Source organism: Pseudomonas sp. SMN5, from assembly GCF_052041925.1.
Taxonomy (GTDB): domain Bacteria; phylum Pseudomonadota; class Gammaproteobacteria; order Pseudomonadales; family Pseudomonadaceae; genus Aquipseudomonas.
The window spans coordinates 13,901-39,779 of record NZ_JBKGGX010000035.1; the positions used below are offsets into that span (position 1 = coordinate 13,901).

At 61.4% G+C, this 25,879-nt stretch carries 27 protein-coding genes and 4 tRNA genes; 18 read left to right on the forward strand and 13 right to left on the reverse strand.

The window, feature by feature from the left end; all coding sequences use genetic code 11:
- The first annotated feature begins 2 nt into the window (after positions 1-2).
- The 16 genes from leuB to ACLEJR_RS24795 all read left to right on the forward strand — a co-directional run bounded on the left by leuB (position 3) and on the right by ACLEJR_RS24795 (position 16,011).
- Positions 3-1,085 (forward strand): 3-isopropylmalate dehydrogenase, encoded by a 1,083-nt coding sequence (gene leuB, locus ACLEJR_RS24720; protein WP_440817178.1) that lies wholly within the window; start codon positions 3-5, stop codon positions 1,083-1,085.
- Positions 1,086-1,139: 54 nt separating this feature from the next.
- Positions 1,140-2,252 (forward strand): aspartate-semialdehyde dehydrogenase, encoded by a 1,113-nt coding sequence (asd, locus tag ACLEJR_RS24725; RefSeq protein ID WP_440792697.1) that lies wholly within the window; start codon positions 1,140-1,142, stop codon positions 2,250-2,252.
- A 246-nt stretch (positions 2,253-2,498) separates the two neighbouring features.
- Positions 2,499-3,509 (forward strand): aspartate-semialdehyde dehydrogenase, encoded by a 1,011-nt coding sequence (locus tag ACLEJR_RS24730; protein WP_440817180.1) that lies wholly within the window; start codon positions 2,499-2,501, stop codon positions 3,507-3,509.
- Positions 3,510-3,718: 209 nt separating this feature from the next.
- Complete coding sequence (locus ACLEJR_RS24735) at positions 3,719-6,331, forward strand: FimV/HubP family polar landmark protein (RefSeq protein ID WP_440817183.1); 2,613 nt, start codon at positions 3,719-3,721, stop codon at positions 6,329-6,331.
- Positions 6,332-6,564: 233 nt separating this feature from the next.
- Entirely contained in the window at positions 6,565-7,389 is an 825-nt protein-coding gene (truA, locus tag ACLEJR_RS24740) for a tRNA pseudouridine(38-40) synthase TruA (protein WP_440793077.1), read from the forward strand.
- Between the two features lie 62 nt (positions 7,390-7,451).
- The gene (locus ACLEJR_RS24745) at positions 7,452-8,075 is read left to right on the forward strand and encodes a phosphoribosylanthranilate isomerase (RefSeq protein ID WP_440817185.1); all 624 of its coding nucleotides are present in this window, start codon (positions 7,452-7,454) and stop codon (positions 8,073-8,075) included.
- 265 nt (positions 8,076-8,340) lie between these two features.
- A complete protein-coding gene (accD, locus tag ACLEJR_RS24750; RefSeq protein WP_440817187.1) occupies positions 8,341-9,261 on the forward strand; it encodes an acetyl-CoA carboxylase, carboxyltransferase subunit beta in 921 nt (306 codons plus the stop codon).
- Entirely contained in the window at positions 9,258-10,565 is a 1,308-nt protein-coding gene (gene folC / locus ACLEJR_RS24755; RefSeq protein ID WP_440817189.1) for a bifunctional tetrahydrofolate synthase/dihydrofolate synthase, read from the forward strand. The genes accD and folC overlap by 4 nt, the downstream gene beginning before the upstream one ends.
- Positions 10,549-11,229 carry an SPOR domain-containing protein gene (locus ACLEJR_RS24760; RefSeq protein WP_440817191.1) on the forward strand — a complete coding sequence of 227 codons (681 nt, stop codon included), beginning with the start codon at positions 10,549-10,551 and terminating at the stop codon, positions 11,227-11,229. The genes folC and ACLEJR_RS24760 overlap by 17 nt, the downstream gene beginning before the upstream one ends.
- 89 nt (positions 11,230-11,318) lie before the next feature.
- Positions 11,319-11,879, forward strand: coding sequence for a CvpA family protein (locus ACLEJR_RS24765; RefSeq protein WP_039593931.1), 561 nt, complete (start codon positions 11,319-11,321; stop codon positions 11,877-11,879).
- 41 nt (positions 11,880-11,920) lie between these two features.
- Entirely contained in the window at positions 11,921-13,426 is a 1,506-nt protein-coding gene (gene purF, locus ACLEJR_RS24770; protein WP_440792709.1) for an amidophosphoribosyltransferase, read from the forward strand.
- Positions 13,427-13,483: 57 nt separating this feature from the next.
- Complete coding sequence (locus ACLEJR_RS24775) at positions 13,484-14,695, forward strand: O-succinylhomoserine sulfhydrylase (protein ID WP_440817193.1); 1,212 nt, start codon at positions 13,484-13,486, stop codon at positions 14,693-14,695.
- On the forward strand, positions 14,692-15,465 hold the full coding sequence (locus ACLEJR_RS24780) for an SDR family oxidoreductase (protein ID WP_245143900.1): 774 nt from the start codon (positions 14,692-14,694) through the stop codon (positions 15,463-15,465). Before ACLEJR_RS24775 ends, ACLEJR_RS24780 begins: the two co-directional genes overlap by 4 nt.
- 168 nt (positions 15,466-15,633) lie before the next feature.
- Positions 15,634-15,709 (forward strand) — tRNA-Val (locus ACLEJR_RS24785).
- A gap of 58 nt (positions 15,710-15,767) precedes the next feature.
- Positions 15,768-15,844, forward strand: a tRNA-Asp gene (locus tag ACLEJR_RS24790).
- Between the two features lie 90 nt (positions 15,845-15,934).
- Positions 15,935-16,011 (forward strand) — tRNA-Asp (locus ACLEJR_RS24795).
- Positions 16,012-16,211: 200 nt separating this feature from the next.
- On the opposite strand, the gene ACLEJR_RS24800 is transcribed toward ACLEJR_RS24795, so the two are convergent.
- Entirely contained in the window at positions 16,212-17,495 is a 1,284-nt protein-coding gene (locus ACLEJR_RS24800; protein ID WP_440817195.1) for an NAD(P)/FAD-dependent oxidoreductase, read from the reverse strand.
- 183 nt (positions 17,496-17,678) lie between these two features.
- Here ACLEJR_RS24800 and ACLEJR_RS24805 point away from each other — a divergent pair.
- Positions 17,679-17,755, forward strand: a tRNA-Val gene (locus ACLEJR_RS24805).
- 110 nt (positions 17,756-17,865) lie between these two features.
- Here the strand turns inward: ACLEJR_RS24805 and ACLEJR_RS24810 are convergent.
- From ACLEJR_RS24810 to ACLEJR_RS24860, 11 genes are all read right to left on the reverse strand, one after another.
- On the reverse strand, positions 17,866-19,002 hold the full coding sequence (locus ACLEJR_RS24810; RefSeq protein WP_440817198.1) for a tyrosine-type recombinase/integrase: 1,137 nt from the start codon (positions 19,000-19,002) through the stop codon (positions 17,866-17,868).
- Positions 19,002-19,235, reverse strand: a complete 234-nt coding sequence (locus ACLEJR_RS24815) for a hypothetical protein (RefSeq protein ID WP_215002355.1) — start codon at positions 19,233-19,235, stop codon at positions 19,002-19,004. The genes ACLEJR_RS24810 and ACLEJR_RS24815 overlap by 1 nt, the downstream gene beginning before the upstream one ends.
- A 43-nt stretch (positions 19,236-19,278) precedes the next feature.
- A complete protein-coding gene (locus tag ACLEJR_RS24820) occupies positions 19,279-19,926 on the reverse strand; it encodes a hypothetical protein (RefSeq protein WP_440817201.1) in 648 nt (215 codons plus the stop codon).
- Positions 19,927-19,999: 73 nt separating this feature from the next.
- Positions 20,000-20,335 carry a hypothetical protein gene (locus tag ACLEJR_RS24825; protein ID WP_440817203.1) on the reverse strand — a complete coding sequence of 112 codons (336 nt, stop codon included), beginning with the start codon at positions 20,333-20,335 and terminating at the stop codon, positions 20,000-20,002.
- A gap of 49 nt (positions 20,336-20,384) precedes the next feature.
- A complete protein-coding gene (locus tag ACLEJR_RS24830) occupies positions 20,385-20,702 on the reverse strand; it encodes a hypothetical protein (RefSeq protein WP_440817206.1) in 318 nt (105 codons plus the stop codon).
- Positions 20,699-20,959 (reverse strand): hypothetical protein, encoded by a 261-nt coding sequence (locus ACLEJR_RS24835; protein ID WP_440817209.1) that lies wholly within the window; start codon positions 20,957-20,959, stop codon positions 20,699-20,701. The genes ACLEJR_RS24830 and ACLEJR_RS24835 overlap by 4 nt, the downstream gene beginning before the upstream one ends.
- 70 nt (positions 20,960-21,029) lie before the next feature.
- Positions 21,030-21,596, reverse strand: a complete 567-nt coding sequence (locus ACLEJR_RS24840; RefSeq protein WP_440817211.1) for a hypothetical protein — start codon at positions 21,594-21,596, stop codon at positions 21,030-21,032.
- A 324-nt stretch (positions 21,597-21,920) separates the two neighbouring features.
- Positions 21,921-22,961, reverse strand: coding sequence for a hypothetical protein (locus ACLEJR_RS24845; protein ID WP_440817213.1), 1,041 nt, complete (start codon positions 22,959-22,961; stop codon positions 21,921-21,923).
- The gene (locus tag ACLEJR_RS24850; RefSeq protein ID WP_440817215.1) at positions 22,958-23,200 is read right to left on the reverse strand and encodes a hypothetical protein; all 243 of its coding nucleotides are present in this window, start codon (positions 23,198-23,200) and stop codon (positions 22,958-22,960) included. The genes ACLEJR_RS24845 and ACLEJR_RS24850 overlap by 4 nt, the downstream gene beginning before the upstream one ends.
- On the reverse strand, positions 23,197-23,511 hold the full coding sequence (locus ACLEJR_RS24855) for a DUF4406 domain-containing protein (RefSeq protein WP_440817216.1): 315 nt from the start codon (positions 23,509-23,511) through the stop codon (positions 23,197-23,199). The genes ACLEJR_RS24850 and ACLEJR_RS24855 overlap by 4 nt, the downstream gene beginning before the upstream one ends.
- A 45-nt stretch (positions 23,512-23,556) precedes the next feature.
- Positions 23,557-24,591 (reverse strand): DNA cytosine methyltransferase, encoded by a 1,035-nt coding sequence (locus tag ACLEJR_RS24860; RefSeq protein WP_440817218.1) that lies wholly within the window; start codon positions 24,589-24,591, stop codon positions 23,557-23,559.
- A 478-nt stretch (positions 24,592-25,069) separates the two neighbouring features.
- On the opposite strand from ACLEJR_RS24860, the gene ACLEJR_RS24865 reads away from it, so the two are divergent.
- A complete protein-coding gene (locus ACLEJR_RS24865) occupies positions 25,070-25,525 on the forward strand; it encodes a hypothetical protein (protein ID WP_440817220.1) in 456 nt (151 codons plus the stop codon).
- Here ACLEJR_RS24865 and ACLEJR_RS24870 read toward each other — a convergent pair.
- Positions 25,513-25,878: a hypothetical protein gene (locus ACLEJR_RS24870; protein WP_440817222.1), complete on the reverse strand. Its 366-nt coding sequence runs from the start codon at positions 25,876-25,878 to the stop codon at positions 25,513-25,515. The genes ACLEJR_RS24865 and ACLEJR_RS24870 overlap by 13 nt on opposite strands.
- Position 25,879: the final 1 nt, after the last annotated feature.

Genomic DNA, 25,879 nt, shown 5'->3' on the forward strand with positions numbered 1-25,879 from the left:
GCATGAGCAAGCAGATTCTGATTCTCCCAGGTGACGGCATCGGGCCGGAAATCATGGCCGAAGCGGTCAAGGTCCTGGAGCTGGCAAACGACAAGTACAGCCTGGGCTTCGAACTCAGCCACGACGTGATCGGCGGCGCCGCCATCGACAAGCACGGCGTACCCTTGGCCGACGAAACCCTGGACCGCGCCCGCGCCGCCGATGCGGTGCTGCTGGGCGCCGTGGGCGGCCCGAAATGGGACAAGATCGAGCGGGACATCCGTCCCGAGCGCGGCCTGCTGAAGATTCGCGCGCAACTGGGCCTGTTCGGCAACCTGCGTCCGGCGATCCTTTATCCGCAACTGGCCGACGCTTCGAGCCTGAAACCGGAAATCGTCTCCGGCCTGGACATCCTTATCGTTCGCGAGCTGACCGGCGGTATCTACTTCGGTGCCCCGCGTGGCACTCGCGAACTGGAGAACGGCGAGCGCCAGGCCTACGACACGCTGCCCTACAGCGAAAGCGAAATCCGCCGGATCGCCCGGGTCGGCTTCGACATGGCTCGCGTGCGGGACAAGAAACTGTGCTCGGTGGACAAGGCCAACGTGCTGGCCTCCAGCCAACTGTGGCGTGAAGTGGTCGAGCAGGTGGCCAAGGACTACCCGGACGTCGAGCTGAGCCACATGTACGTCGACAACGCCGCCATGCAACTGGTGCGTGCGCCGAAGCAGTTCGATGTGATCGTCACCGACAATATGTTCGGCGACATCCTGTCCGACGAAGCGTCGATGCTCACCGGTTCCATCGGCATGCTGCCGTCGGCTTCCCTGGATGCCAACAACAAGGGCATGTACGAGCCGTGCCACGGTTCGGCGCCGGACATCGCCGGGCAGGGCATTGCCAACCCGTTGGCGACCATTCTGTCGGTGTCGATGATGCTGCGCTACAGCTTCAACCTCACGGACGCCGCCGACGCGATCGAGAAGGCGGTCAGCGTGGTGTTGGACCAGGGCTTGCGCACGGGCGACATCTGGTCGGCCGGTTGTACCAAAGTCGGTACCCAGCAAATGGGCGACGCAGTAGTCGCCGCGCTGCGGAATCTGTAATCTCTCGGGCCCACTGCTTCGACGGTGGCCCACTTTTGTATAGGTGTAGTTGCGATGAAACGTGTAGGTCTGATCGGTTGGCGCGGCATGGTCGGTTCCGTGCTCATGCAGCGAATGCTGGAAGAGCAGGATTTCGATCTCATTGAGCCGGTGTTTTTCACCACTTCCAATGTCGGTGGCCAGGGCCCGTCCGTGGGCAAGGACACCGGTGCGCTCAAGGATGCCTACAGCATCGACGAGCTCAAGAGCCTTGACGTGATCCTGACCTGCCAGGGCGGCGACTACACCAGCGAAGTCTTCCCCAAGCTGCGTGAAGCCGGCTGGCAGGGCTACTGGATCGACGCCGCTTCCAGCCTGCGCATGCAGGACGACGCGGTGATCATCCTCGATCCGGTGAACCGCAAGGTCATCGACCAGCAGCTGGATGCGGGCACCAAGAACTACATCGGCGGCAACTGCACCGTCAGCCTGATGCTGATGGGCCTGGGCGGGCTGTTCGAGGCCGGTCTGGTGGAGTGGATGAGTGCCATGACCTACCAGGCGGCATCGGGTGCGGGCGCGCAGAACATGCGTGAGCTGATCAAGCAGATGGGCGCGACCCACGCCGCCGTCGCCGATGACCTGGCCAACCCGGCCAGCGCCATCCTGGACATCGACCGCAAGGTCGCCGAGGCGATGCGCAGCGATGCTTACCCGACCGAGAACTTCGGCGTGCCGCTGGCCGGCAGCCTGATCCCATGGATCGACAAGGAACTGCCGAACGGCCAGAGCCGTGAAGAGTGGAAGGCCCAGGCCGAAACCAACAAGATCCTGGGCCGTTTCAAGAGCCCGATCCCGGTGGACGGCATCTGCGTGCGCATCGGCGCCATGCGCTGCCACAGCCAGGCGCTGACCATCAAACTGAACAAGGACGTGCCGATCGCCGACATCGAAGGGCTGATCAGCCAGCACAACCCTTGGGTCAAGCTGGTGCCTAACAACCGCGACATCAGCATGCAGGAGCTGAGCCCGACCAAGGTCACCGGCACCCTGAACGTGCCGGTGGGCCGCTTGCGCAAACTGAACATGGGCTCGCAGTTCGTCGGCGCCTTCACCGTCGGCGACCAGTTGCTGTGGGGCGCGGCCGAACCGCTGCGCCGCATGCTGCGGATCCTGCTCGAGCGTTGATTCGATGTGGCTGTGAACGAACCCGCGCCTTGTGAGAGGTGCGGGTTTTTTTATCTCGGTTGGGTGAGTTCCCTGTGGCGAGGGAGCTTGCTCCCGCTGGGCTGCGAAGCAGCCCCAGAACTCTAGCGGTTGCTGCGCAACCGAGCGGGAGCAAGCTCCCTCGCCACAGGTTCTCTTGTGTTCAATTGCTTGCCCGCCAACCGCCCGGTAAAGTGCCGCTCCCCCCGTTTCACCTGAGGTAGACCCATGAGCCAGTCCATTGATATTGCCGTGATCGGCGCCACCGGTACTGTCGGCGAAGCCCTTGTCCAGATTCTCGAAGAGCGGGACTTCCCGATCGGCAACCTGCACCTTTTGGCCAGCAGCGAATCGGCAGGCAGTTCGGTGATGTTTCGCAAGAAAAACGTGCGGGTGCGAGAGGTCGACGACTTCGACTTCAGCAAAGTCCAACTGGCGTTTTTCGCCGCTGGTCCGGCGGTGTCCCTGAGCTTCGCTCCGCGTGCCAGCGCTGCTGGTTGCGCGTTGATCGACTTGTCGGGCGCCTTGCCGCCGGAGCAGGCGCCGCAGATCGTGCCGGAGGCAAACGCCCAGGTGCTTGCCGGTCTGAAGAAGCCCTTCCAGGTCAGCAGCCCCAGCGCGTCGGCCACGGCGCTGGCGGTGGCGCTGGCACCGCTGCGGGACTGCCTTGACCTGCAGCGCATCAGCGTGACCGCCAGCCTCGCGGTATCCGCCCAGGGGCGTGTCGCCGTGAGCGAACTGGCGCGCCAGACCGCCGAGTTGCTCAATGTTCGCCCGTTGGAGCCAAAGTTTTTCGACCGGCAGATGGCATTCAATCTGTTGGCCCAAGTGGGGCCTGCGGATGAGCAGGGCCACACGCAGTTGGAGAAACGCCTGGTGCGTGAGTTGCGCCAGGTGCTGGATCAACCTTTGTTAAAAATTTCAGTGACTTGCATTCAAGCTCCGGTGTTTTTCGGCGATAGCTTGAGCGTGACTGTGCAGTCTGCAAAGGCCGTCGACCTGGCTCAGGTGAATGCAGTCCTGGAATCCGCGCCCGGTATCGAGCTGGTGGAGGCGGGGGATTACCCGACGCCAGTAGGCGATGCGGTGGGCCAGGATGTGGTTTACGTGGGGCGCGTGCGCGGCGGGATCGACGATCCGGCGGAACTGAATATGTGGCTGACGTCAGATAACGTGCGTAAGGGTGCCGCGCTCAATGCGGTGCAGGTGGCGGAGCTGTTGATAAAAGAGTTGCTGTAAAAGATACTTGGCGGCAATTTGTCGAATGATTCTAGCTGGGCGCTATGCTTGGTCAGGATGCTGAAGGCGAACCTCCCTCTGGGGGCTTTCCCGGGGCATGAGTGAAATGATCGCGCGCACCGTCGCTTCGGGGCTGCGCGCAATGCCTTACGGCAGCGGCACCAACACGTTCTCGCTGGCCGAGGAATGTTCAAACAAAGGAAGAGGCTATGGTTCAAGTTCGCAAACTGGTATTAGCAATAGCGGCCGCCTCGGCGCTGTCTTCCGGTATGGCGCAAGCGCTCGGGCTCGGGGAATTGACCCTGAGGTCGACGCCGAACCAGCCTCTGGTCGCCGAGATCGAACTGCTCGATGTCCAGCAGTTGACCGCAGCCGAAGTCGTGCCAAGCCTGGCCTCGCCCGATGACTTCGCCAAGGCCGGGATCGACCGCCAGGCCTTCCTCAATGACCTGACCTTCACCCCGGTCATCAATGCCAATGGCAAGAGCGTGCTGCGAGTAACGTCCAGCCGACCGCTGTCCGAACCGATGGTCAAGTTCCTGGTGCAGGTGATGTGGCCCAACGGCCGCCTGTTACGCGACTACAGTGTGTTGCTTGATCCGTCCAAGTTCTCGCCACAAGCCGCTGACGCCGCTCGGTCCAAGCCGTCCCAGGTCGTGTCCACGCCGGTCACTGGCGCGACCAGGCCGTCCCAGTACACCACCACACCGCGCGACACCCTGTGGGAAATCGCCGCCAAGGTACGCAACGGCGGATCTGTCCAGCAAACCATGCTGGCGATCCAGGCGCTGAACCCGAACGCCTTCATCGATGGCAACATCAACCTGCTCAAGACCGGCCAGGTCCTGCGTCTGCCGGACCCGGTGCAAAGTACGGCCTTGCCGCAGCCTCAGGCCATCGCTGAAGTTGCCGCGCAGAACGCCGCCTGGCGTTCCGGTCGCCGCAGCGTGGCGGGTGGCGGCAAGCAGCAGTTGGACGCAACCAGGCGTGGTCGCGGCGAAGGCGCGCCGGCGCCGACCGCCGGTCGCGACAACCTGAGCCTGGTGTCGGCCGAATCGGCGAAGGCGGGCGCCAAGGGCAAGGGCGCTGCGGGTGATGCCCAGGCACTGACCAACAAGCTTGCCGTGACCCAGGAAAGCCTCGATGCGGCTCGCCGGGATAACGAAGAGCTGAAAAGCCGCATGGCGGATCTGCAAAGCCAACTGGACAAACTGCAGCGCCTGATCGAGCTGAAGAACAATCAACTGGCCAAGATGCAGGCCGAAGGTGCTGCGGTTCCACCGGCGGGTGAAGCGCCTCCCGTGATGTCGGCCGAGTTGGCCCAGGCCCCGACGGCCCAGACCCCGGCCGTGGAACCTGCACCTGCGCCTACGCCTGCACCTGCATCTGCACCTGAAGCAGCGCCACCTGTGGCTCCGATCGAGCCGGCGCCCGCTGCGTCCAACGAGGCCAAATACAATGATCTGCTCACCAATCCGATCCTGCTGGGGTTGATCGGTGGCGGTGTGCTGCTCCTGCTGTTGTTGCTGTTGCTGCTCGCTCGTCGACGCAAGGCCCAACAGGAAGCCGAAAAGCATTTGCGCATGGCGCGCGCCCTCGAGGAGGAGGCCGACTTCTCCCCGGAGCTCGATCTGCCCCCGAACAGTTTCGAGGGCATTGAAGTTCCACCGCCAAGCGTAAAACTCGAGCCGAAACCTGCGCCGGCCCCCGCGCCTGTGCCCAAGCCGGCTCCGGTGGTCGCGCCAGTGATCGTTACGCCGCCGATTGCCGCACCACTGGTGGCGCCGGCAGCCGAGCGCTCCGATGATGTACTCCCCCAGGCCCAGGCCCACATCGACCGTGGTCGTTTGAACCAGGCCGCTGACATGCTTGAGCAGGGCATCAAGGCCGAGCCACAGCGCAGCGACCTGCGCCTGAAACTCATGGAAGTCTATGGCCAGCAGGGTGACCGCGATGCGTTCGTCGCCCAGGAGCGCCAACTGGTGGCCAATGGCGATAACTATGCCCAGGTCGAACAGCTCAAGAGCCGTTTCCCGGCCATGGCGGTTGCCGCCACTGCGGGTGTGGCCGCAGCGGCTGTCGCGGCGGAATTGGACGCGCAGTATGTCAAGGAGCTGCTGGAAGATCCGTCGCCGACCAACGAGGAATTGGACAGCGCTTTCGACTTGAGCCTGGATGACCTGGACGCAGCGCCGGTCGCACCGGCCCCCGAGCCTGTCGCCGAGCTGGATGCGTTCCCCGAGGACGATGACCTGAGTTTCGAGTCGGTACTCAAGCAGCAGACCCAGGCCAACGAAAGCCTGGATGACCTGTCGGAATTCGACCTGGACCTGGGGGCCGATGCTCCGACTCCGGTGGCGGCACTGGACGATGAAGACTTCCTGCTGGACCTGGGCGACGACCTGAAAGGTTTCGACTCGCCTGCGGCCGACGCGTCCGCCCTGGCCGACACGCCGGCGGACGATCTGGAGCTGCCGGCGGATTTCGACCTGTCCCTGGCCGATGAAATGGACGCGCCTGCAGCACCCAAGGATGCCTTCGAGTCCGAACTGGACGATGTCAACGCCGAGCTGGATCGGCTGTCCGACAGCCTGGGCCAGCCGACTTTCACCGCCGAAGACGCGATGGTCGGTGCGGAAGAGGAGCCGGACTTCGACTTCCTCAGCGGTACTGACGAGGTGGCGACCAAGCTCGACCTGGCCCAGGCCTACATCGACATGGGTGACAACGACGGCGCCCGGGACATCCTCGGAGAAGTCCTCAGCGAGGGCGATGCCACCCAGCAGAGCGAAGCCAAGGAGATGCTGTCGCGCCTGGCGTAAGGTTCTCGAGTCATCAGAAACGGCAGCCGATGAGGCTGCCGTTCTTGTTTGGGGCGCAAATAGGTGGCGCCTGGCCGGGCCTCATCGCGAGCCTGCTCGCGATGACGCCAGCCCATCCACCACCGTATCAACAGTTGCGCTGGCATCCCGAACCTTCGGCCTTATAATGCCCGCCTTTGCGTACTTCAGCAGGCTGTAATTCCTTGGCAAACATAAACAACCCGGCCGCCGAAATGGCGGCCGAAGGCTTTTCCCGGATCGCCTTGGGCGTTGAATACAAAGGCTCGCGCTATCGCGGCTGGCAGCGTCAGGCTTCCGGCGTACTGACCGTGCAGGAAACCCTTGAAAACGCACTGTCCAAAGTCGCCGACTCGCCCGTGTCGCTGCATTGCGCTGGCCGGACCGATGCCGGCGTGCACGCCTGTGGCCAGGTGGTGCACTTCGATACCCAGGCCGAGCGCTCGATGAAAGCCTGGGTCATGGGTGCCAATATCAACCTGCCCCATGATGTCAGCGTCAGTTGGGCCAAGGTAATGCCGGCGCATTTTCATGCCCGCTTCAAGGCCATCGCCCGGCGTTATCGTTACGTGATCTACAACGATCAGATCCGCCCGGCGCACCTGAACGAAGAAATCACCTGGAACCATCGTCCGCTGGACGTCGAGCGCATGGCCGAGGCCGCGCAGTACCTGGTCGGCATCCATGATTTCAGTGCGTTTCGTGCCGGGCAGTGCCAGGCCAAATCACCCATCAAGGAGCTGCATCACCTGCGCGTGACCCGTCACGGCAAGATGATCGTGCTGGACATCCGCGCCAGTGCCTTCCTGCACCACATGGTGCGCAACATCGCCGGCGTACTGATGACCATTGGCGCCGGTGAGCGACCGGTGGAATGGATCAAGGAAGTGCTCGAAAGTCGGATCCGGCGCTCGGGCGGCGTGACCGCCCATCCATTCGGCCTGTATCTGGTGCAGGTCGAATATCGCGACGAATTCGAGCTGCCGGAGCGTTACATCGGGCCACATTTCCTCACGGGCTTCTGCGAACTCGACGGCTGACGCTCTGCGCAGCATTTGCTACCATCCGGGACTTTCACGGATTTACCTGAGGTTTTCACGACATGTCGGCCGTTCGCAGCAAGATTTGCGGGATCACCCGCGTCGAGGACGCGTTGGCGGCGGTCGAGGCCGGAGCCGACGCCATCGGGCTGGTGTTCTACGCCAAGAGTCCGCGGGCGGTGACGGTGCAGCAGGCGAGGGCGATCATCCAGGCCTTGCCGCCGTTCGTGACCCCGGTGGGCCTGTTCGTCGACGCCAGTCGTTGCGAGCTGGGCGAGATACTCGATGCCGTGCCGCTGGCGCTGTTGCAGTTTCATGGCGATGAGAGCCCGGCCGACTGTGAAGGCTGGCATCGTCCGTACGTCAAGGCATTGCGGGTCAAGGCCGGTGATGACATCGCTGCTCGTTGCGACGCCTTTGCCGGCGCCAGCGGCATCTTGCTCGATACCTACGTGGAAGGTGTGCCTGGCGGTACCGGGGAAGCATTCGACTGGTCGCTGGTGCCGCAGGGCCTGAGCAAGCCGATCATTCTCGCCGGTGGCCTGACGGCGGAAAACGTCGCCGCGGCCATTCGCCAGGTCCGCCCTTACGCGGTGGACGTGAGCGGTGGGGTGGAGCAGGCCAAGGGCATCAAGGACCCGGCAAAGATTCATGCGTTCATGGCGGCTGTGCGCGGTTGCCAGTAGTCAATGTGACGGCTGGCAGACTGCCGCCGTCCATACCTGCACTGTACAAAGCAGGCAGGCACCGCCTTCGGGCGGGCCAAAAGCGTAGGGGCAACCGCGGTGCAGCGGTTGTCGGGATGGCTGAGGTAGATGGGCTGCACGCAGGTCATGTTTCGCACTGACCGTGGTGGCCGCTGGACCCTCGCCGCACAATGAATTTAGCTCAAGGGCATACGCGGGGCCGCGAACCAGAGCGTTCGGGTCGCCGGTACTGGAGAAAGAAAGCATGAGCAACTGGTTGGTAGACAAACTGATCCCTTCGATCATGCGTTCCGAGGTGAAGAAAAGCTCGGTGCCTGAAGGTCTGTGGCACAAGTGTCCATCCTGCGAAGCGGTGCTGTACCGCCCGGAGTTGGAAAAGACCCTGGACGTTTGCCCCAAGTGCAACCACCACATGCGCATCGGCGCGCGTGCCCGTATCGATATCTTCCTGGACGCTGAAGGCCGCGTGGAGCTGGGTGCAGACCTGGAGCCGGTGGACCGTCTGAAGTTCCGTGACGGCAAGAAGTACAAGGACCGCCTGACCGCCGCCCAGAAGCAGACCGGTGAAAAAGATGCCCTGGTGTCCATGAGCGGCACCCTGCTGGGCATGCCGGTGGTGGTCTCGGCGTTCGAATTCTCGTTCATGGGCGGTTCCATGGGCGCCATCGTCGGCGAGCGCTTCGTTCGTGCGGCCAACCATGCCCTGGAAAACCGTTGCCCGATGATCTGCTTTGCCGCTTCCGGTGGTGCGCGGATGCAGGAAGCACTGATCTCCCTGATGCAGATGGCCAAGACCTCTGCAGTGCTGGCGCGTCTGCGTGAAGAAGGCATCCCGTTCATTTCGGTGCTGACCGACCCGGTCTACGGTGGTGTTTCCGCCAGCCTGGCAATGCTGGGCGACGTGATCGTCGGCGAGCCGAAAGCCCTGATCGGCTTTGCCGGTCCGCGAGTGATCGAACAGACCGTGCGCGAGAAACTGCCGGAAGGCTTCCAGCGCAGCGAGTTTCTGCTGGAGCACGGCGCGATTGACCTGATCATCGACCGTCGCGAGCTGCGTCCGCGCCTGGGTAACCTGCTGGCGCAACTGATGGGCCTGCCGACGCCGACCTTTGTCGCCGCGCCGATCGAGCCGGTCGTGGTTCCGCCGGTCCCTGCCGGGCTATGACCCAACGCACCCTGGGCGACTGGCTCGCCTACCTCGAGCAGCTACATCCTTCGGCCATCGACATGGGGCTGGAGCGCTCACAAGCGGTAGCGTCCCGCATGGGACTGGCCAAGCCGGCGCCTCGGGTCATCACCGTCACCGGCACCAACGGCAAGGGTTCGACCTGCGCTTTTGTGGCCTCGCTGCTGCGGGCCCAGGGGCTGAACGTCGGTGTCTACAGTTCGCCGCACCTGCTGCGCTACAACGAGCGGGTGCAGGTCAACGGTGTCGAAGCCTCTGACGCCGCGCTGTGCGAGGCGTTTGCCGCAGTAGAAGCCGGGCGTGGCGATATTTCCCTAACGTACTTCGAGATGGGCACCCTGGCAGCGTTCTGGCTGTTTGCCCAGGCCGGCCTCGATGCCGTGGTGCTGGAAGTCGGATTGGGCGGGCGACTGGACACGGTCAATCTGGTGGACGCGGACATCGCGCTGGTCACCAGTATCGGCGTCGACCATGCCGACTACCTGGGTGATACCCGCGAATCCGTAGCGTTCGAGAAGGCCGGTATCTTTCGCCAGGGCGCGCCTGCGCTCTGTGGCGACCTCAATCCGCCCCAGCCGTTGCTGGACAAAGTTCGCGAACTGAGCTGTCCATTCTTCCTGCGCGGTCGGGATTTCGACCTGGCAATGACCGAGCAGCATTGGCAATGGCGTGGCAGCGATGCCCGGGGCAATCCCGTGGAGTTGCGCGACCTGCCGCTGCTGGACCTGCCAATGGAAAACGCTGCGCTGGCGCTCCAGGCGTACCTGTTGCTGGGACTGCCGTGGGATGCCGATCAGATCATCGGAGCGTTGCAAGCGACTCGCATCGTCGGTCGTCTCGACCGTCGACAGTTCGACTGGCAAGGCAAGCGTCTTAATCTGCTGCTGGATGTCGGTCATAACCCCCATGCGGCGCAGTACCTGGCCGAGCGCTTGGCGCGACGGCCGGTGGTGGGCCGGCGTCTGGCGGTGTTCGGGCTGCTGTCCGACAAGGATCTGGATGGCGTTGTCGCCGCGTTGGATGCTAGTGTCCAGCAATGGGCGGTCACACCGCTGGATACACCGCGCTCACGTACGGCGGCGCAGTTGCAGGACGCCTTGCAGCGTCACGGTGCCGCCGTGCAAGCCTATGGCAGCGTGGCGGCCGCCCTGGAGGGGCAGGCCGCCCAGGCGACGGCGGATGACGAGATTCTGCTGTTCGGATCATTTTTTTGTGTTGCCGAGGCCCTTCAATGGCTGGCCCGGCACTCCACGGAGGAAGCTGCAGATGGCATTGCTGGATAAGGCGTACAAGCAGCGCATGGTCGGGGCACTGGTATTGGTGGCCCTGGCGGTGATTTTCCTGCCGATGCTGTTTTCCCGTCAGGACGAGCAGCGCCAGGTCGCTGTCGATGCGCCAGCTGCGCCCCAGGCGCCGGCGGTTACGCCGGTGCAGGTCGAGCCGGTGGCAGTGCCCGAACCGCAGGCGCTGCCCCAGGAGCCTGTGCCGAGCGACGAAGAGATGGCCGGGCAGCCTGCTGCGCCTTCGACGCCGATTGCCCCTGCACCGGTGGCCCCGACTCCAGCCGCTGCGGCGACGACCGCCAAGCCGGCTGTCGCGCCGACGCCGGTTCCGGCCGCTCCGGCCGTCAAGCCGGCCCCGACCCAGCCCATTACCGCTGCGCCTGCCAAGCCGGACACGACCCAGAGTCGGGTGGATGCCAATGGCCTGTCGGTCAGTTGGTCGGTACAACTGGCCAGTCTGACCAGTCGCGAGAGTGCCGAAAACCTGCAGAAAACCTTGCGCAGCCAAGGCTACAACGCCTATATCCGTTCAGCAGACGGCAAGAACCGGGTCTTCGTCGGCCCGTTGATCGAGCGTGCCGAAGCCGACCGCCTGCGCGATCTGTTGAGTCGCCAGCAGAACCTCAAGGGTTTTGTGGTGCGTTTCCAGCCTGAACGCGGTTGACGGCGATTTATCTGATTTGAAACACGCAGCTTACCGACAGCCCTGCGCTCTGCTAAAATGCGCCGCCTTATCCGTCCGTAGGCTGCACCGTGCCATTTACCTGGGTTGACTGGGCGATCGTTGCGATCGTCGCCATCTCTGCTTTGATCAGTCTGAGCCGTGGCTTCGTCAAGGAAGCCCTCTCGCTGCTGACCTGGATCATCGCGGGAGTCGTAGCCTGGATGTTTGGTGGCTCTCTGTCCCAATACCTCGCCGGATACATTGAAACACCGTCGGCTCGCGTGATCGCGGGCTGTGCCATTCTCTTTATCGCCACCTTGCTGGTGGGCGCCATGATCAACTATCTGATCGGCGAACTGATTCGCGTCACCGGGCTTTCCGGGACGGACCGGTTCCTGGGCATGGCCTTCGGTGCCGCGCGTGGCGCGTTGCTGGTGGTCGTGGCTGTCGGGCTGTTGAGCCTGGGGCCGGTACAGCAGGATACGTGGTGGCAGGAGTCCCGGCTCGTGCCACAATTTCTATTGGTCGCAGACTGGTCCAAGAACCTGATCCTGGGTTGGAGCAGTCAGTGGCTTGCCAGCGGTATCAGCGTACCCGCTGAAATACCGTTCAAGGAACAGCTCTTGCCGATGGCCAAAACGCCGCAGTGAGGGTTGTTCAGTTCAGATCCATTAAGTAGGGGTTGCGTCGCATGTGTGGCATCGTCGGTATCGTCGGTAAGTCGAACGTCAATCAGGCGCTGTATGACGCGCTAACCGTGCTCCAGCACCGCGGCCAGGACGCTGCCGGTATCGTGACCAGCCATGATGGCCGGTTATTCCTGCGCAAGGACAACGGCCTGGTACGTGACGTGTTCCACCAGCGCCACATGCAGCGCCTGGTCGGCCACATGGGCATCGGCCATGTGCGCTACCCGACGGCGGGCAGTTCGACGTCGGCCGAGGCCCAGCCGTTCTACGTCAACTCGCCGTACGGCATCACCCTCGCGCACAACGGCAACCTGACCAACGTCGAGCAGCTGGCCAAGGAGATCTACGAATCGGATCTGCGCCACGTCAACACCAGTTCCGACTCGGAAGTGATGCTCAACGTGTTTGCCCATGAGCTGGCCCAGCGCGGCAAGCTGCAGCCTACCGAAGAAGACGTGTTTGCCGCCGTGACCGACGTGCACAACCGTTGCGTGGGTGGCTACTCGGTCGTGGCCATGATCACCGGCTACGGCATCGTTGGTTTCCGCGACCCCCATGGCATCCGTCCGATCGTGTTCGGCCAGCGTCACACCGACGAAGGCGTCGAGTACATGATCGCCTCCGAAAGCGTATCCCTGGACGTGCTGGGTTTTACCCTGATCCGTGACCTGGCGCCAGGCGAAGCGGTGTACATCACCGAAGACGGCAAACTGCACACCCGTCAGTGCGCGACCAACCCGTCCCTGACCCCATGCATCTTCGAACACGTGTATCTGGCGCGCCCGGACTCGATCATCGACGGTATCTCGGTGTACAAGGCACGCCTGCGCATGGGCGAGAAGCTGGCCGAGAAGATCCTGCGCGAGCGTCCGGACCATGACATCGACGTGGTCATCCCGATCCCGGACACCAGCCGCACGGCAGCCCTGGAATTGGCCAACCACTTGGGCGTCAAGTTCCGCGAAGGCTTCGTCAAAAATCGCTACATCGGTCGTACCTTCATCATGCCGGGCCAGGCGGCACGGAAAAAATCCGTACGCCAGAAGCTCAATGCCATCGAGCTGGAATTCCGCGGCAAGAACGTGATGCTGGTGGACGACTCCATCGTCCGAGGCACCACCTGCAAGCAGATCATCCAGATGGCTCGTGAAGCCGGCGCCAAGAATGTGTATTTCTGCTCTGCGGCCCCGGCCGTGCGTTACCCGAACGTCTACGGCATCGACATGCCGAGCGCCCATGAGCTGATCGCTCACAACCGCAGCACCCAGGACGTGGCTGACCTGATCGGCGCCGACTGGTTGATCTACCAGGACCTGCCGGACCTGATCGAAGCGGTTGGCGGGGGCAAAATCAAGATCGAGCAATTCGACTGCGCCGTATTCGACGGCAAGTACGTCACCGGCGACATCGACGAGGCCTACCTGAACAAGATCGAGCACGCACGTAACGATGCGTCCAAGGCGAAGACTCAGGCGGTCAGTGCGATTATCGATCTGTACAACAACTGATAGACGAACCGGCCCTGAGGGGCCGGTTTGCGTTTAACCGATTGAAGGAGTGGCAGCATGAGTCAGGATTGGGATGCCGGTCGGCTGGACAGCGACCTTGAGGGCGTAGCGTTCGATACCCTGGCGGTTCGTGCGGGCCAGCACCGCACACCGGAAGCCGAGCATGGCGATCCGATGTTCTTCACCTCCAGCTACGTGTTCCGCACCGCCGCCGATGCGGCTGCGCGGTTTGCTGGCGAAGTGCCGGGCAATGTTTACTCGCGCTACACCAACCCGACCGTACGGGCTTTCGAGGAGCGCATCGCCGCCCTGGAAGGCGCCGAACAGGCCGTGGCGACCGCCACCGGCATGGCCGCGATCATGGCTGTGGTCATGAGCCTGTGCAGTGGTGGTGACCACGTGCTGGTGTCGCGCAGCGTCTTCGGCTCGACCATCAGCCTGTTCGAAAAGTACCTCAAGCGCTTCGGTGTCGAAGTCGACTACGTGCCCCTGGCGGATTTGTCCGGTTGGGATGCAGCGATCAAGGCCAATACCAGGCTGCTGTTTGTCGAATCGCCTTCCAATCCCCTGGCCGAGCTGGTGGATATCGCCGCGCTGGCGGAAATCGCTCACGCCAAGGGCGCCATGCTGGTGGTGGATAACTGCTTCTGCACCCCGGCATTGCAACAGCCCTTGAAGCTGGGGGCGGACGTGGTGGTGCACTCGGCGACCAAGTTCATCGACGGCCAGGGGCGTTGCATGGGTGGCGTGGTGGCCGGTCGTGGCGAACAGATGAAAGAGGTGGTGGGCTTTTTGCGCACCGCCGGGCCGACCCTCAGCCCGTTCAACGCCTGGATCTTCCTCAAGGGCCTGGAAACCCTCGGCCTGCGGATGAAGGCCCATTGCGCCAATGCCCAGGCCGTGGCCGAGTGGCTGGAACAGCAGGACGGCATCGAGAAAGTGCATTACGCCGGCCTCAAGAGTCATCCGCAACATGACCTGGCCGTGCGCCAGCAGCGCGGTTTTGGCGCGGTGGTGAGCTTTGAGGTCAAGGGGGGCAAGGAGGGCGCCTGGCGTTTCATCGACGCGACAAGGCTGATCTCCATCACTGCCAACCTGGGTGATAGCAAGACCACCATCACCCACCCGAGCACCACCTCCCACGGCCGTTTGTCGCCCCAGGAGCGTGAAGCGGCGGGCATTCGTGACAGCCTGATCCGCGTTGCGGTCGGTCTGGAAGACGTGGCCGACCTGCAAGCCGATCTGGCTCGTGGGTTGGCGGCTTTGTGATCGAGCTGGCTACGCCGCCCAGCGGCACTCATGGCCGGGTCGCACTGGTTACGGGCGCCGCACGCGGCATCGGCCTGGGCATCGCTGCCTGGCTGATCTGCGAAGGCTGGCAGGTGGTGTTGACCGACCTGGACCGCGAGCGCGGTTCCAAAGTGGCGAAGACCTTGGGTGACAACGCCTGGTTTATCGCCATGGACGTCGCGGACGAGGCGCAGGTCGCCACCGGTATTGCCGAAGTGCTCGGGCAATTCGGGCGGCTTGACGCGCTGGTGTGCAACGCGGCCATTGCCGACCCGCACAACATCACCCTGGAAAGCCTGGACCTGGCCTACTGGAATCGGGTCCTGGCGGTGAACCTGGGCGGGCCGATGCTGTTGGCCAAGCACTGTGCGCCGTACCTGCGCGCCCACAACGGCGCCATCGTCAACCTGGCCTCGACCCGCGCCGGCCAATCGGAGCCTGATACCGAGGCCTATGCGGCAAGCAAGGGTGGTTTGCTGGCCCTGACCCATGCCTTGGCTATCAGCCTTGGCCCGGAGATCCGGGTCAACGCCGTCAGCCCGGGCTGGATCGACGCGCGGGATCCGTCCCAGCGTCGCGCTGAGCCGTTGACTGACGCAGACCACGCCCAGCATCCGGCGGGGAGGGTGGGCACGGTGGAGGACGTGGCAGCGATGGTGGCGTGGCTGTTGTCACGCAATGCCGGTTTCGTCACGGGCCAGGAGTTCGTGGTAGACGGCGGCATGACCAAGAAAATGATTTATGAGTGAGGGGGCAGCTGCAAGTGGCGAGCTACAAGCTGCAAGCGACTGTGTGGTGTCGGCGCTTCTGACTTGCAGCTTGAAGCTTGCCGCTCGAAGCTGTTTTTGAAAAAAACCAATCCTGCTATTGACTTAGCTTCGGCACCTGCGTAAATTTCGCGGCCTCAACGAAGCAAAGGGTGATTAGCTCAGCTGGGAGAGCGTCTGCCTTACAAGCAGAATGTCGGCGGTTCGATCCCGTCATCACCCACCATGTTTTACGAGAGTCTTGCGAAAGCAAGACGGAAGCTGTCAAAAGCCTCCACCGACGCGCAGCGGTAGTTCAGTCGGTTAGAATACCGGCCTGTCACGCCGGGGGTCGCGGGTTCGAGTCCCGTCCGCTGCGCCATATTTTCCGAGGCAGGTTCGCCTGGTTCGAGATCAAGAGCCCTAGGGTTTTGATCAGACGAGTTAACTGGACGCAAGTCCACAGCGATACGCAGCGGTAGTTCAGTCGGTTAGAATACCGGCCTGTCACGCCGGGGGTCGCGGGTTCGAGTCCCGTCCGCTGCGCCATATCTGCTTCGAGGCCCGCTGAACGCCTTGAAGCTAAGAAGAAAGCCCTAGGCTTCTTCCCATCGATAGCAAAGACCCTGGTCGAGAGACCGGGGTTTTTTGTTTTCAGCATAATGATGAGAATCGTGGCGAGGGAGCTTGCTCCCGCTGGGCTGCGAAGCAGCCCCTTTCCACATCCACGAAGCGCTTGGGGCGGGACCTCAAAACCCAAGCCGATCCCGCAACCCGTAATACCAGGCGCCCATCGCCGCAAATGGCGTACGCAACAACTGGCCACCCGGGAACGGGTAGTGCGGCAGGTCGGCAAACGCATCAAAACGCTCAGCCTGACCACGCAGTGCCTCCGCCAGTACCTTGCCCGCCAGGTGCGTATAGGTCACGCCATGGCCGCTGCAACCCTGGGAGTAATAGATGTTGTCCCCCAGGCGTCCGACCTGAGGAAGACGTGACAACGTCAGCAGGAAGTTTCCGGTCCAGGCGTAGTCGATCTTCACATCCTTGAGTTGCGGGAAGGCCTTGAGCATCTTCGGCCGGATAATCGCTTCGATGTTCGCCGGATCCCTCGCGCCATACACCACGCCGCCGCCGAAGATAAGGCGCTTGTCGCCTGTCAGCCGGTAGTAGTCGAGCAGGTAGTTGCAGTCCTCGACGCAATAATCCTGGGGCAGCAGGCTGTGAGCCAGTTCCTCACCCAGGGGTTCGGTGGTTATCACCTGTGTACCGCACGGCATGGACTTGGCTGCCAGCTCCGGCACCAGATTGCCGAGGTAGGCGTTACCCGCCACGATAATGAATTTGGCCCTGACCTTGCCCTGAGGCGTATGCACAACGGGACTGGCGCCGCGCTCGATGCGCATGGCCGGCGACTGCTCATAGATCACCCCGCCCAAAGACTCCACCGCCGCCGCTTCGCCCAGCGCCAGATTGAGCGGATGAATATGCCCGCCGCTCATGTCCAGCATCCCGCCGACATACTCATCACAAGCCACTACTTCGCGAATACGGCGCTGATCCATCAGCTCCAGCTGGGTGTGACCAAAACGCTCCCATAAACGCTTCTGGGACTCCAGGTGGCCCATTTGCCTGGCCGTGAGCGCGGCGAATACACCACCATCCTTCAAATCGCACTGAATCTGATACTTCGCCACCCGCTCGCGAATGATCCGACCGCCCTCGAACGCCATGTTGCCCAGCAACTGCGCTTGCGCGGGCCCGACACTGCGCTCGATCACGTCGATGTCGCGGCTATAGCTGTTAACGATCTGTCCGCCGTTGCGACCCGATGCACCAAAACCAACCTTGGCTGCTTCAAGGATCGTGACCTTGAAACCGTTCTCCAGCAAAAACAGAGCAGAGGACAGGCCGGTGTAGCCCGCGCCGATCACACATACATCGGTCTCGACGTCATCCTGCAGGGCCGGGCGCGACGGGGCCGGATTGGCCGACGCGGCGTAATAAGACGCTGGGTAGGGAGTGTTCGCCATTCTGCAACCTCTGTTTTATATTTTTTACGAATGCGCAGATCCTACCCGAGATAAAAATCGCCCGCCAGCCACCGGCAAATCTTCGCCCGGCGGGGGAAATTAAATATTTTGCATATTCATAGGGTTAGGTGAAAAAAAGGTGTTGACACCCCTTTGGAATTCCGTAGAATGCCGCCTCACAGCAGGCACGTAGCTCAGTTGGTTAGAGCACCACCTTGACATGGTGGGGGTCGTTGGTTCGAGTCCAATCGCGCCTACCAAACAAAATCCGCTCTGCTGGGCGGTCTAGAAGGGGTTACCGGAAACGGTAACCCCTTTTTGTTTTCTGCGATTTGCAAAACTTTTGCAAAACTTTTGCAAAACCCCCACCTCAGAACGCCAGTTCGGCGCTCACCTCAACGTAGTCGATTGTCTTTTCGCCGTGCCCCTCCTGGTAGTGCTTCGTCATCTTCTCGTCCGCGTGGCCCAGCAGCGCCTGGATGTATTCCTGCGGGAAGTTCTGCTGCTCGTACAGCCAAGCACCTAAAGCGCGGATCTCGTGAAAAGTGGGGCGCTCACCAGCCGGTACATGGTCGTAGGCGTGCGCAGCATCCCGAGCCTTGCTGAATTCCTTCGTCAGGTAGTCCGGTGTCACCGACGTCCAGTGATCCTTTGCTTCGATCTGCTCCCGGCGCCGAGCCTTCGGCTTGTAGTGGATCAGGTAGGGCGAAGCCAGCGGCGAACGCAGGCACTCACCGACCACCTCGCGCAGCGCGGCACCCATGGTGATCTTCAGGTGAACCGGGTTGTCGTAACCCTGGGTCTTGCCCGGCGATACGGTTAAGGTGTTCTTCTCCATGTCGACCGCCGACTTCAGCCAGGTCACGATATCCTCCCGACGCTGGAGGCTGGTCAGGCCCAGGCGGATGGCTCGCTTCAGCCACGGTGGCGTGGTGACGGCATCGATAATGAGCTTCAGCCCCTCGACTGTGTGCCGCTGGCGCTTCTTCTCTGCTTCCTTTTTCACAAGGGTCAGCTCGGCGTTATTACGTTCTGCCAGACCCTTGGCCACGGCGAAGGAGAATATCTGCACCCATAGCCCCCGGTGCTTGGTGTAGGCGTTGTTGCTGAACTGGTCCAGGTATTCAGCCATGGCGAGCACATCCAACTGCCCAATCAGCCGGCCACCCAGATCCTGCCGATATCGCTCAAGCTTGAACTTGATCTCTTCCAGGGTTCGCGCCGCGTAGCCTTTCTCCACGACCCATTCATCATGAAAGCGCTGAAGCAGGTTGCTGGCGGTAGGCAGGCGATCGCCTGTTAGCAGAGTGAGCAGGGCACCGTCGTCGACGACCAGCGCGGCGAGTTTGAGGTTGGCGGCCCGGGCCAGTTTGATTGCCTCCTCCAGGGGCCGGTTGATGCTGGTCATTAACCCTGTGATCGGGTTGCGGTACCGCCAATATTTCCCGTTGGGGTAGAGATTTGGCGGCAGCTTCCTATTTTTGAGGGTGCGCGGCCGAGCAGCCATCAGCCAATCTCCATCATCTGAGCCAGGAGAGGGTCATTCGAGCCCATCACCGCCGCTTGGATGTCCACGAAATACATCCCTCCCTTTACCTCTCCAACCACTTCGCCTTCCTCAATCCATTTTTTCAACTGCTGCACGCTGGGCTTCCCCCCGGCATACCGCAGCTTTCGATATTCGCTCACCTCCATGAGGCGCGGGAGCTTTACCGTGATTTGGGCAATGACTTTTGCCATGATGTGCTCCATGCCGCGCTTGGCGGCAGAAGGTGGTGAGGGGTTATTCGTCGTCTTCGTCTTCTGGCCAGCCCTTCACGTCGCGAGCCCAGGCAGTCCATTGCTGGCGCTGCTCTTCGCTCATTTCCTCCCAGCGGCCGGGCACCTCCGACGAAACAGTCTCCCCAGCCTTGATCTTCACGGTCCCGCAATTGCTACCGAGATCTTCGTCCGCATAACGGACAGTGATTTCGTCATCTGGGTGGCGCTTTGAAAGCTCAATCAGGACCGGAAGAGGGCACGACCACGCGGTGTCAAACGACAGCTCGCCGGCATCCAGGTCGATCATCTGGTCGTAAGCATTCCACTTTGTGCCCCAGACTTCCCGGGCAAAGTCGAGCGAATGGAAATACCCTGTGCTCCGCTTGTTGCGCAGCATTTGAACGAACTGCTCGAAGCATTCTTCGCTCAGTTCCAGCACATTGGCTTCCGCCCGATTTCGGCGTTCAAGTCCAGCGATCAGTGGGTGTTCGTTCAGCGGCTGGCGGGTGATTGCTTCCGCAGTGGTTTCAGCCCGGCCACTGATCCCGTTCCAGGGAAACCAGCCGCTAAACGGGAGTATGGTGTTGAAGTCGATCTTGCCGCTTTCGTTGATCAACGACTTCAGGACGTGGGCTGGGGCGTGCACCTTGTTGGTCACATGGTTTGGCATGGCAATAGTTATCCTCGCCCGCCATTCACCGGCAGGCTGTAGGGGGATTGGGGGATGGGTTGCTGCTAAAGGGTCACGGTTTCCAGCTTCTGCCAACGCGAAACACCATCATCATGTTGTGATGGAGAGGCACCTTGAGAACGTGGTCGAAAAACTCTCCCTTTCCAGAGATGAACCCGGTAGGCACCTTGCTTGGGGCGGACCCGAATTCTCGCCAGCATTCTTCGCCGCCGTTCTTTTCCCAGTAGGCGCGTTCGCGCTTTGGGATCTCGTCGTAGGTTTTGTAAAACACGGAGTGATCTGGGATATCACAGATCCGGCTCCATGCTGGATTGCGCTTGCACCACTCGGCGGCGTGCTGAGAAGCCTGCTCGACTGAGTAAAATTCCTTCGTGTTTTGTCCGGTCATGGCCTGGGCCCTCGATAAACCAGCCAGGCCATGTAGAGCAGGGGGAGGATCATGGCTCAACCTCCTTGCTCATGGCGGCGTCGATGCCGCACTCCTTGCTCGCCTCCACGTACACGTCAACACGCTCGCCGATCTTTTCGGCATAACCACCATGACAGGAAACTATCGAAACAAGGGTTTCGGCCTCTTGCATTCCGCTGGAAACCCATTGATACCGCTCGGCATCCTTGCGCAGTGCCTCGTTCTCGGCCTTGAGCTGGTCGTAGGCGGATGCCATCACGACTTCCGGGCCATGCGGGTCGTAACTGATCCGATTGCCGCCCTCCGAAAGCATCTTGACGACTTTGTAGCGATGGACTTCGCTCATGGCGCCACCTTCAGGCCCTGGGCCTCGATAGCTTCGCGGGCTTCGTCGTGCATGTCATTCCAGCCGCCCTCGTAGCAGGCGTACGGCTTCGTATCGACGCGGGCCGGCAGTTCGACCGCCACGGCGGCTCGGGAGGCCTGCCAGCCTTTCAGCATCGCTGCAACCTCTGGGTTGTTGAAGTTGATATCGTCCTTTTCATCAAGCCGGTATTCACGACGTAGCCACGCCTCGAACTGCTCAATCATCTTTTCGCTCATGACATCACCAATGCAGCAGATAGGATGAGAAGGCCCCACAGGATTGTGCTGAGGACCATGGCTTTGGAGATCATGGGGTCACCCGCTGGCCGATCAGCACATCGGCGACAACTTCCCAGAGTTTGGTCGGCGACCACTGGAACCGGTCGAATTCGTCGTCAGGCTTTATCCCCACCACACAGCTTGAATGGGCTCCTCGCGAGTACTCCATCAGCTTCTGCATGATCGTGGCCACCTTGCCGTCCCCTGCAGGCACGGTGCGATGGAAGTGGTACGCGTGCTGCTTGTATGTCAGGCCCGCGGGGATCGTTTCGTCGCTGATCTCGACCATGTGAGCGCGGCCGTCGGGCGTCCACGGCCGGCCACCGCAAGCAGTGCGTGCCCCTTCATGCAGGTACAGCATGTAGGCGCCGGCCGGCGAAGGATCGCAGCGAAATTCAATGTTGCGCTGCTGGCCAACCAGAACACGCGATACAAAGTCGAAACGGTGGTCATGGATAGCCGAGTGCTCGAAACAGGCCCGGCGCGGCAATTCAGGGTGCCAGACATGTAGGCGCTGATTGCCTTCGAGCTGGACCTGGACGAAGCCCAGGCCGTGGAGAGTGATTTTGTCGGTCATTACGTCGTCGATGATCATCGGGCGCACCTGTCCCGCCACATGGGCAGGCTTGATAGGGGAAGGGGTTATAGAGGGGTGGAGTACAGATGTACTCCTATCGTGATTTGACCCAGCGCCGGACATACAGCTCGCAGCCGCTCGTCAAGCACACGCCGTTGGCCATACCAAGATGTGTTTTCGGTGTGTCGCAACCACAGTGACACCTCTTTTTCCGGCCTGGGCGCTTTGGACGAGGCTCCATATACCGGATCTGTTCGGGTAGGCCGCCGACTTGGCCCCAGCCCGAAGTTCCGCCGCGCATTGCAGCAGAGCGGGCCGCCGGTGATAAACCGTTGAGGTCAATCATGGCTTGTCTTCTCCAGGCTCTGCGGCTTGGTGCGTTGCGTTCCACTGCTCGAAGGCCTCCTGGGTGGTGGACGCGGTGATCTTCTCGTCGCAGGTGTAGCAGTGTGCAACACCACCGGCCGCGCCGACATCGCGGTGTCCTTGCTTGCACGGGTTCATGCGCCGATCTTCGTCGGTAGGCTCTGCGCTGGCGGATAGGGATTTGCGCGTTAGCTCACGAAGCACACTTAACGGACTTGACGAAATCCCGCCCTGGAACATTGATAGCCACTGAGCAAGCAAAACATGCTGCTCGGCCAACTGGGCGCGCAACTGTTCGATATGCATTCCATGCTCGACGCAGAAGCACTCGGGAGCAACCTCGCCCGCATCGGCTGCGCGGAGTGCCTTGGCCTGCTCCAAAAAGCGCTGTGCCTTTTTCACGTCACGTCGGGTTCCAACGTGCTCTCGGTTGCAGAGTGCGAAGGACAACGCAAAATCCAACATCGTCAACGCGGAATCGACCGTCTCGCATGGGTCGCCCCGTAAGCTGTCGTCACCGTCGATAGGGAGCGCCACAAGCTCATGGCCTGGAGGGCATGCAACCCCGCCCGCATCGGCGTGGGTGTAGACAGGGAACGCGGCTGACCAATACTCGCGGTTATTCGGGCCATCTGGTTCACACTGCTCGACCGTGCCCATGCGGTCACCCTTGATGCACCGGCTCATCCAGGCAACCGGTTGAGGGGCTTCTTCTGAGGTGTTCGTAACCCCGAATGGAAAACTGCTACCCATCGGTTCACCGTTACTGAAGTGCGTGCAACGCATGCCGACGAACCTCCAACCTGTTGCGAAAGTTTTTCCAGAGAAAACGAAAAAATGATCCAGCCCCGGATGCTTATCAGGCCTGAATTCGAAACCCCCGGAAGGTAGTTTCGCAATAAGACCGCCATGCGTGGCGGTCACTTCGTAGTCACCCTTGCCGACTTTGAGGACGGTTAGGTATTCCTTGATGGAATCCCCGTCATTGATACGTTTCCAGCCTTCAGGAATGTTCATTGTGGGATCTCGGTTGTTTGGTTGATGGCGTCTTCGATGCGTCGGCAATCTTCAGCCGAGATATGGTCAGTTCCCCAGGCTTGTCGGAGCATCACCAGCAGCTCGTCAATGCGCTGGTCTGCCGTGGTCAGGCGCTGTTGCAGGGCCTGGTTCTCGGCGGTGACGCGGTCGAAGTCCGCTTCACGCACGCAGCGGATGTTGCTTGCTTCATGGCACCAGAACCTTTGAACGTCGCTCATCCTGCAATCTCCATAGATACCAGATCATGGGCATTCACAACACGCATGCCGAGCTCCTTCCCTATGTGGACTTCCAGGCTGGCGCCGCGGGAGTCCTGCCAGCCGGGAAGGGTCGCCACGGTGTCGCATTCCATCAGGGCAGCGATGTCGCGGCGCATGCATTCGCTCCAGGTCCCGGGCTCAGGGTTCAGCTCGGCAGGGTTGATGACGGTGTGCCCGGCTTCGCGAAGGCTGGCGGCCGTGGCGTGGAAGAGCGGAAAGTTCAGGTCGAGCATGTTGGTCATGGGACCGCTGATATAAATCCGTTTCACGGGGAGTCCTTGCCGGGCCAGGCCCGGGCGGTGGAGTGGGGGGAATCAGGTTTCGAGGTAGGCAGCTATGAATTGCGTCGCCGCTTCAGCATTGATGGCGTTTCCGTAGGCGCGCAGTCGTCCCACTCGGGAGGGAGCCCCATGAGCCAGCGGGAATGTGCCGGGTTCAACTGGCCGCCACTTTCCATCCCGGCAATGAAGCCAGTCAGCATTTCGCCACTGGCCGTTAACCGGGCCGGCTGGCTCCCGACCAATGTGAATGTCTGCTCGCTCAACGGCTTGCCCCGGCCCTGTTCCAGTCGTCCCGCCAAGAATTCTTCCGTGGCCGACGCGCTCTTCCAGTCCCTGGCCGACGGGGTCGCCCAGCTGCTGGCGTGCCAAGATATGACTTCCACTGTCTTGCGGCTGGAATCGTTGTTTCCTGCCGCGTTGTTCCCGTTCTGTGCCGGCGTTCCCGCCATTGGCGTAGGCCATCCCGTCAGACAAGCTACCGCCCCAAGGTCCGGGCCGTGCTTGCGCATTGCTTCTCGAATTCCGCCCTCGGTCGACCGGACCCCCTTGTCTGCCAAGCTCGCAGTGGGAGTCGGCCACCCAGAAGAGTCTGTCTCTGATGTGCGGCGCACCGACGCCCGCAGACGGAAACGGCACGGCCCCGAAGGCGTACTCCATGGCTTCCACGTCAGCGTGTACAAGGTCGACCCAAGGCTCGACAGCCTTGCTCGCAACCTGCTCTCCAAAGATGACTGGAGGTTTGCACTCCTTGATGAGCCAGGCAAAAGTCGGCCATAGGTGTCTTGGGTCATCAAACCCAAGTCCTTCGCCTGCCGCGCTGAAAGGTTGGCACGGACAGGAACCGGTCCAAACAGGTCGATCATCTGTCCAGCCGGCGCGCCGAAGGGCGAGAGACCAGACGCCGATTCCGGCGAAAAAGTGGCACTGCGTGAAGCCGCGCAGGTCGCTTGGGTGGACATCCTCGATGCTCCTTTCGTCCACGACGCCGGGCGCAATGTGGCCGGCCTCTATCAGGTTGCGCAGCCACTGGGCAGCGTATGGGTCGATCTCGTTGTAGTAAGCGGCCATGGCTTCGCCTCGCCAGGGTGGCGTGAAGTGGGTTTGTGGGCTATTGGTTGATGGCCCGGCATGGAGCCGGAAGGAGTTTCTCGTGAAGCGAATGGTGTTGGCGTTTTTTGGTCTGCTGCCTCTGACGGGATCGGCACAGTCACTGGAAGAGCTTTATCCGGCTCCTTGGATAAAGGCTGATAATCCAGGTATCAGTCGAGCTCTCACTGAAGCCGAGGTCGATGGGTGCGGAAAATACCGTTATAGGGTCAGTAGCGGAAGCAAGTCAGAATTTCTGGTGTATTGCCTTCGCGCCGGAAAGGCGACCCAAGCGTTTATGGTCTGGCCAAACATACACAAACTGATGGGGCCCTATCCGCCAGATCCGTCACTTCCGTGAGTCAGGCGCCGCCCTCCGTGGCCGGTGGTGGCAATTTGGTTTGGGTTGGGGTATTTGTGCTGATTACTCAGCATTCCGCTGAGGACAAGGAGTAAGTGGATGTCAGCAATAGAAAAAGCGCTTTACAACATTCAGAAGTTTCAGATCCTGAGTCTGTTCACGAGCAATTCCGCGACGAAGAATGTCAGCCAGGCTTACGCCTTTGCCTGGGAAAAGGATTTGTTTCCTATTGGGCATCACGGATGCGACTGGCATTTGCCCCATGAAGAAAGCTTCAAAATCTCTAAAGCCGAAGTAGATGAGCTTGGGGATTTTCTAGATGGGATTGAGCGAGAAGGAAAGACCATTACGTTCTACCAGCTTGAGGATCACTACGGTGTCCGAAATGGTTCAAGCTGGGAGCGGATGGATTTAGTATTCGCCTGCCGATACTTCCGACTGAACGGCTGGTTCACAGAGGAGTTTTGGAAGGGAATGGTCGGACACTCTGACTGCCCATCTGAATCCCACTCCATCCTCCGGGATTACGAGCCGCGTGACGTCTACTTTGAATAAGCCGACGGAGAGATGATCTCGTCCCCCGAATCTGTGGCCAGTTCAGCCATGCTCTTCTCGTAAAATGCTCGCGACACCTTTTCTGGAATCTCATAAGGTGTCGTGACACACCGAAGCATCCAAGCCTGGGTTTCGAAGTCGGCCGCGATCAGGTTCTTCAGCAGTCGCTGGTGAATGTCCTGCTGGTTGTCGATGCCGTGGGCTTTCATGACCCGCTTGAGGTCCGGCTTGAACACGCCGGCCACCTCAACTGTGAACTTCTCGATGCCCAGCGCGGAATTCTTGGCGGCCGCCTTCTCGCGCTTTTTCTTCTGTTTGATGGCTTCCGCCGTCGGCTGCTGTTCCTCGGCCATG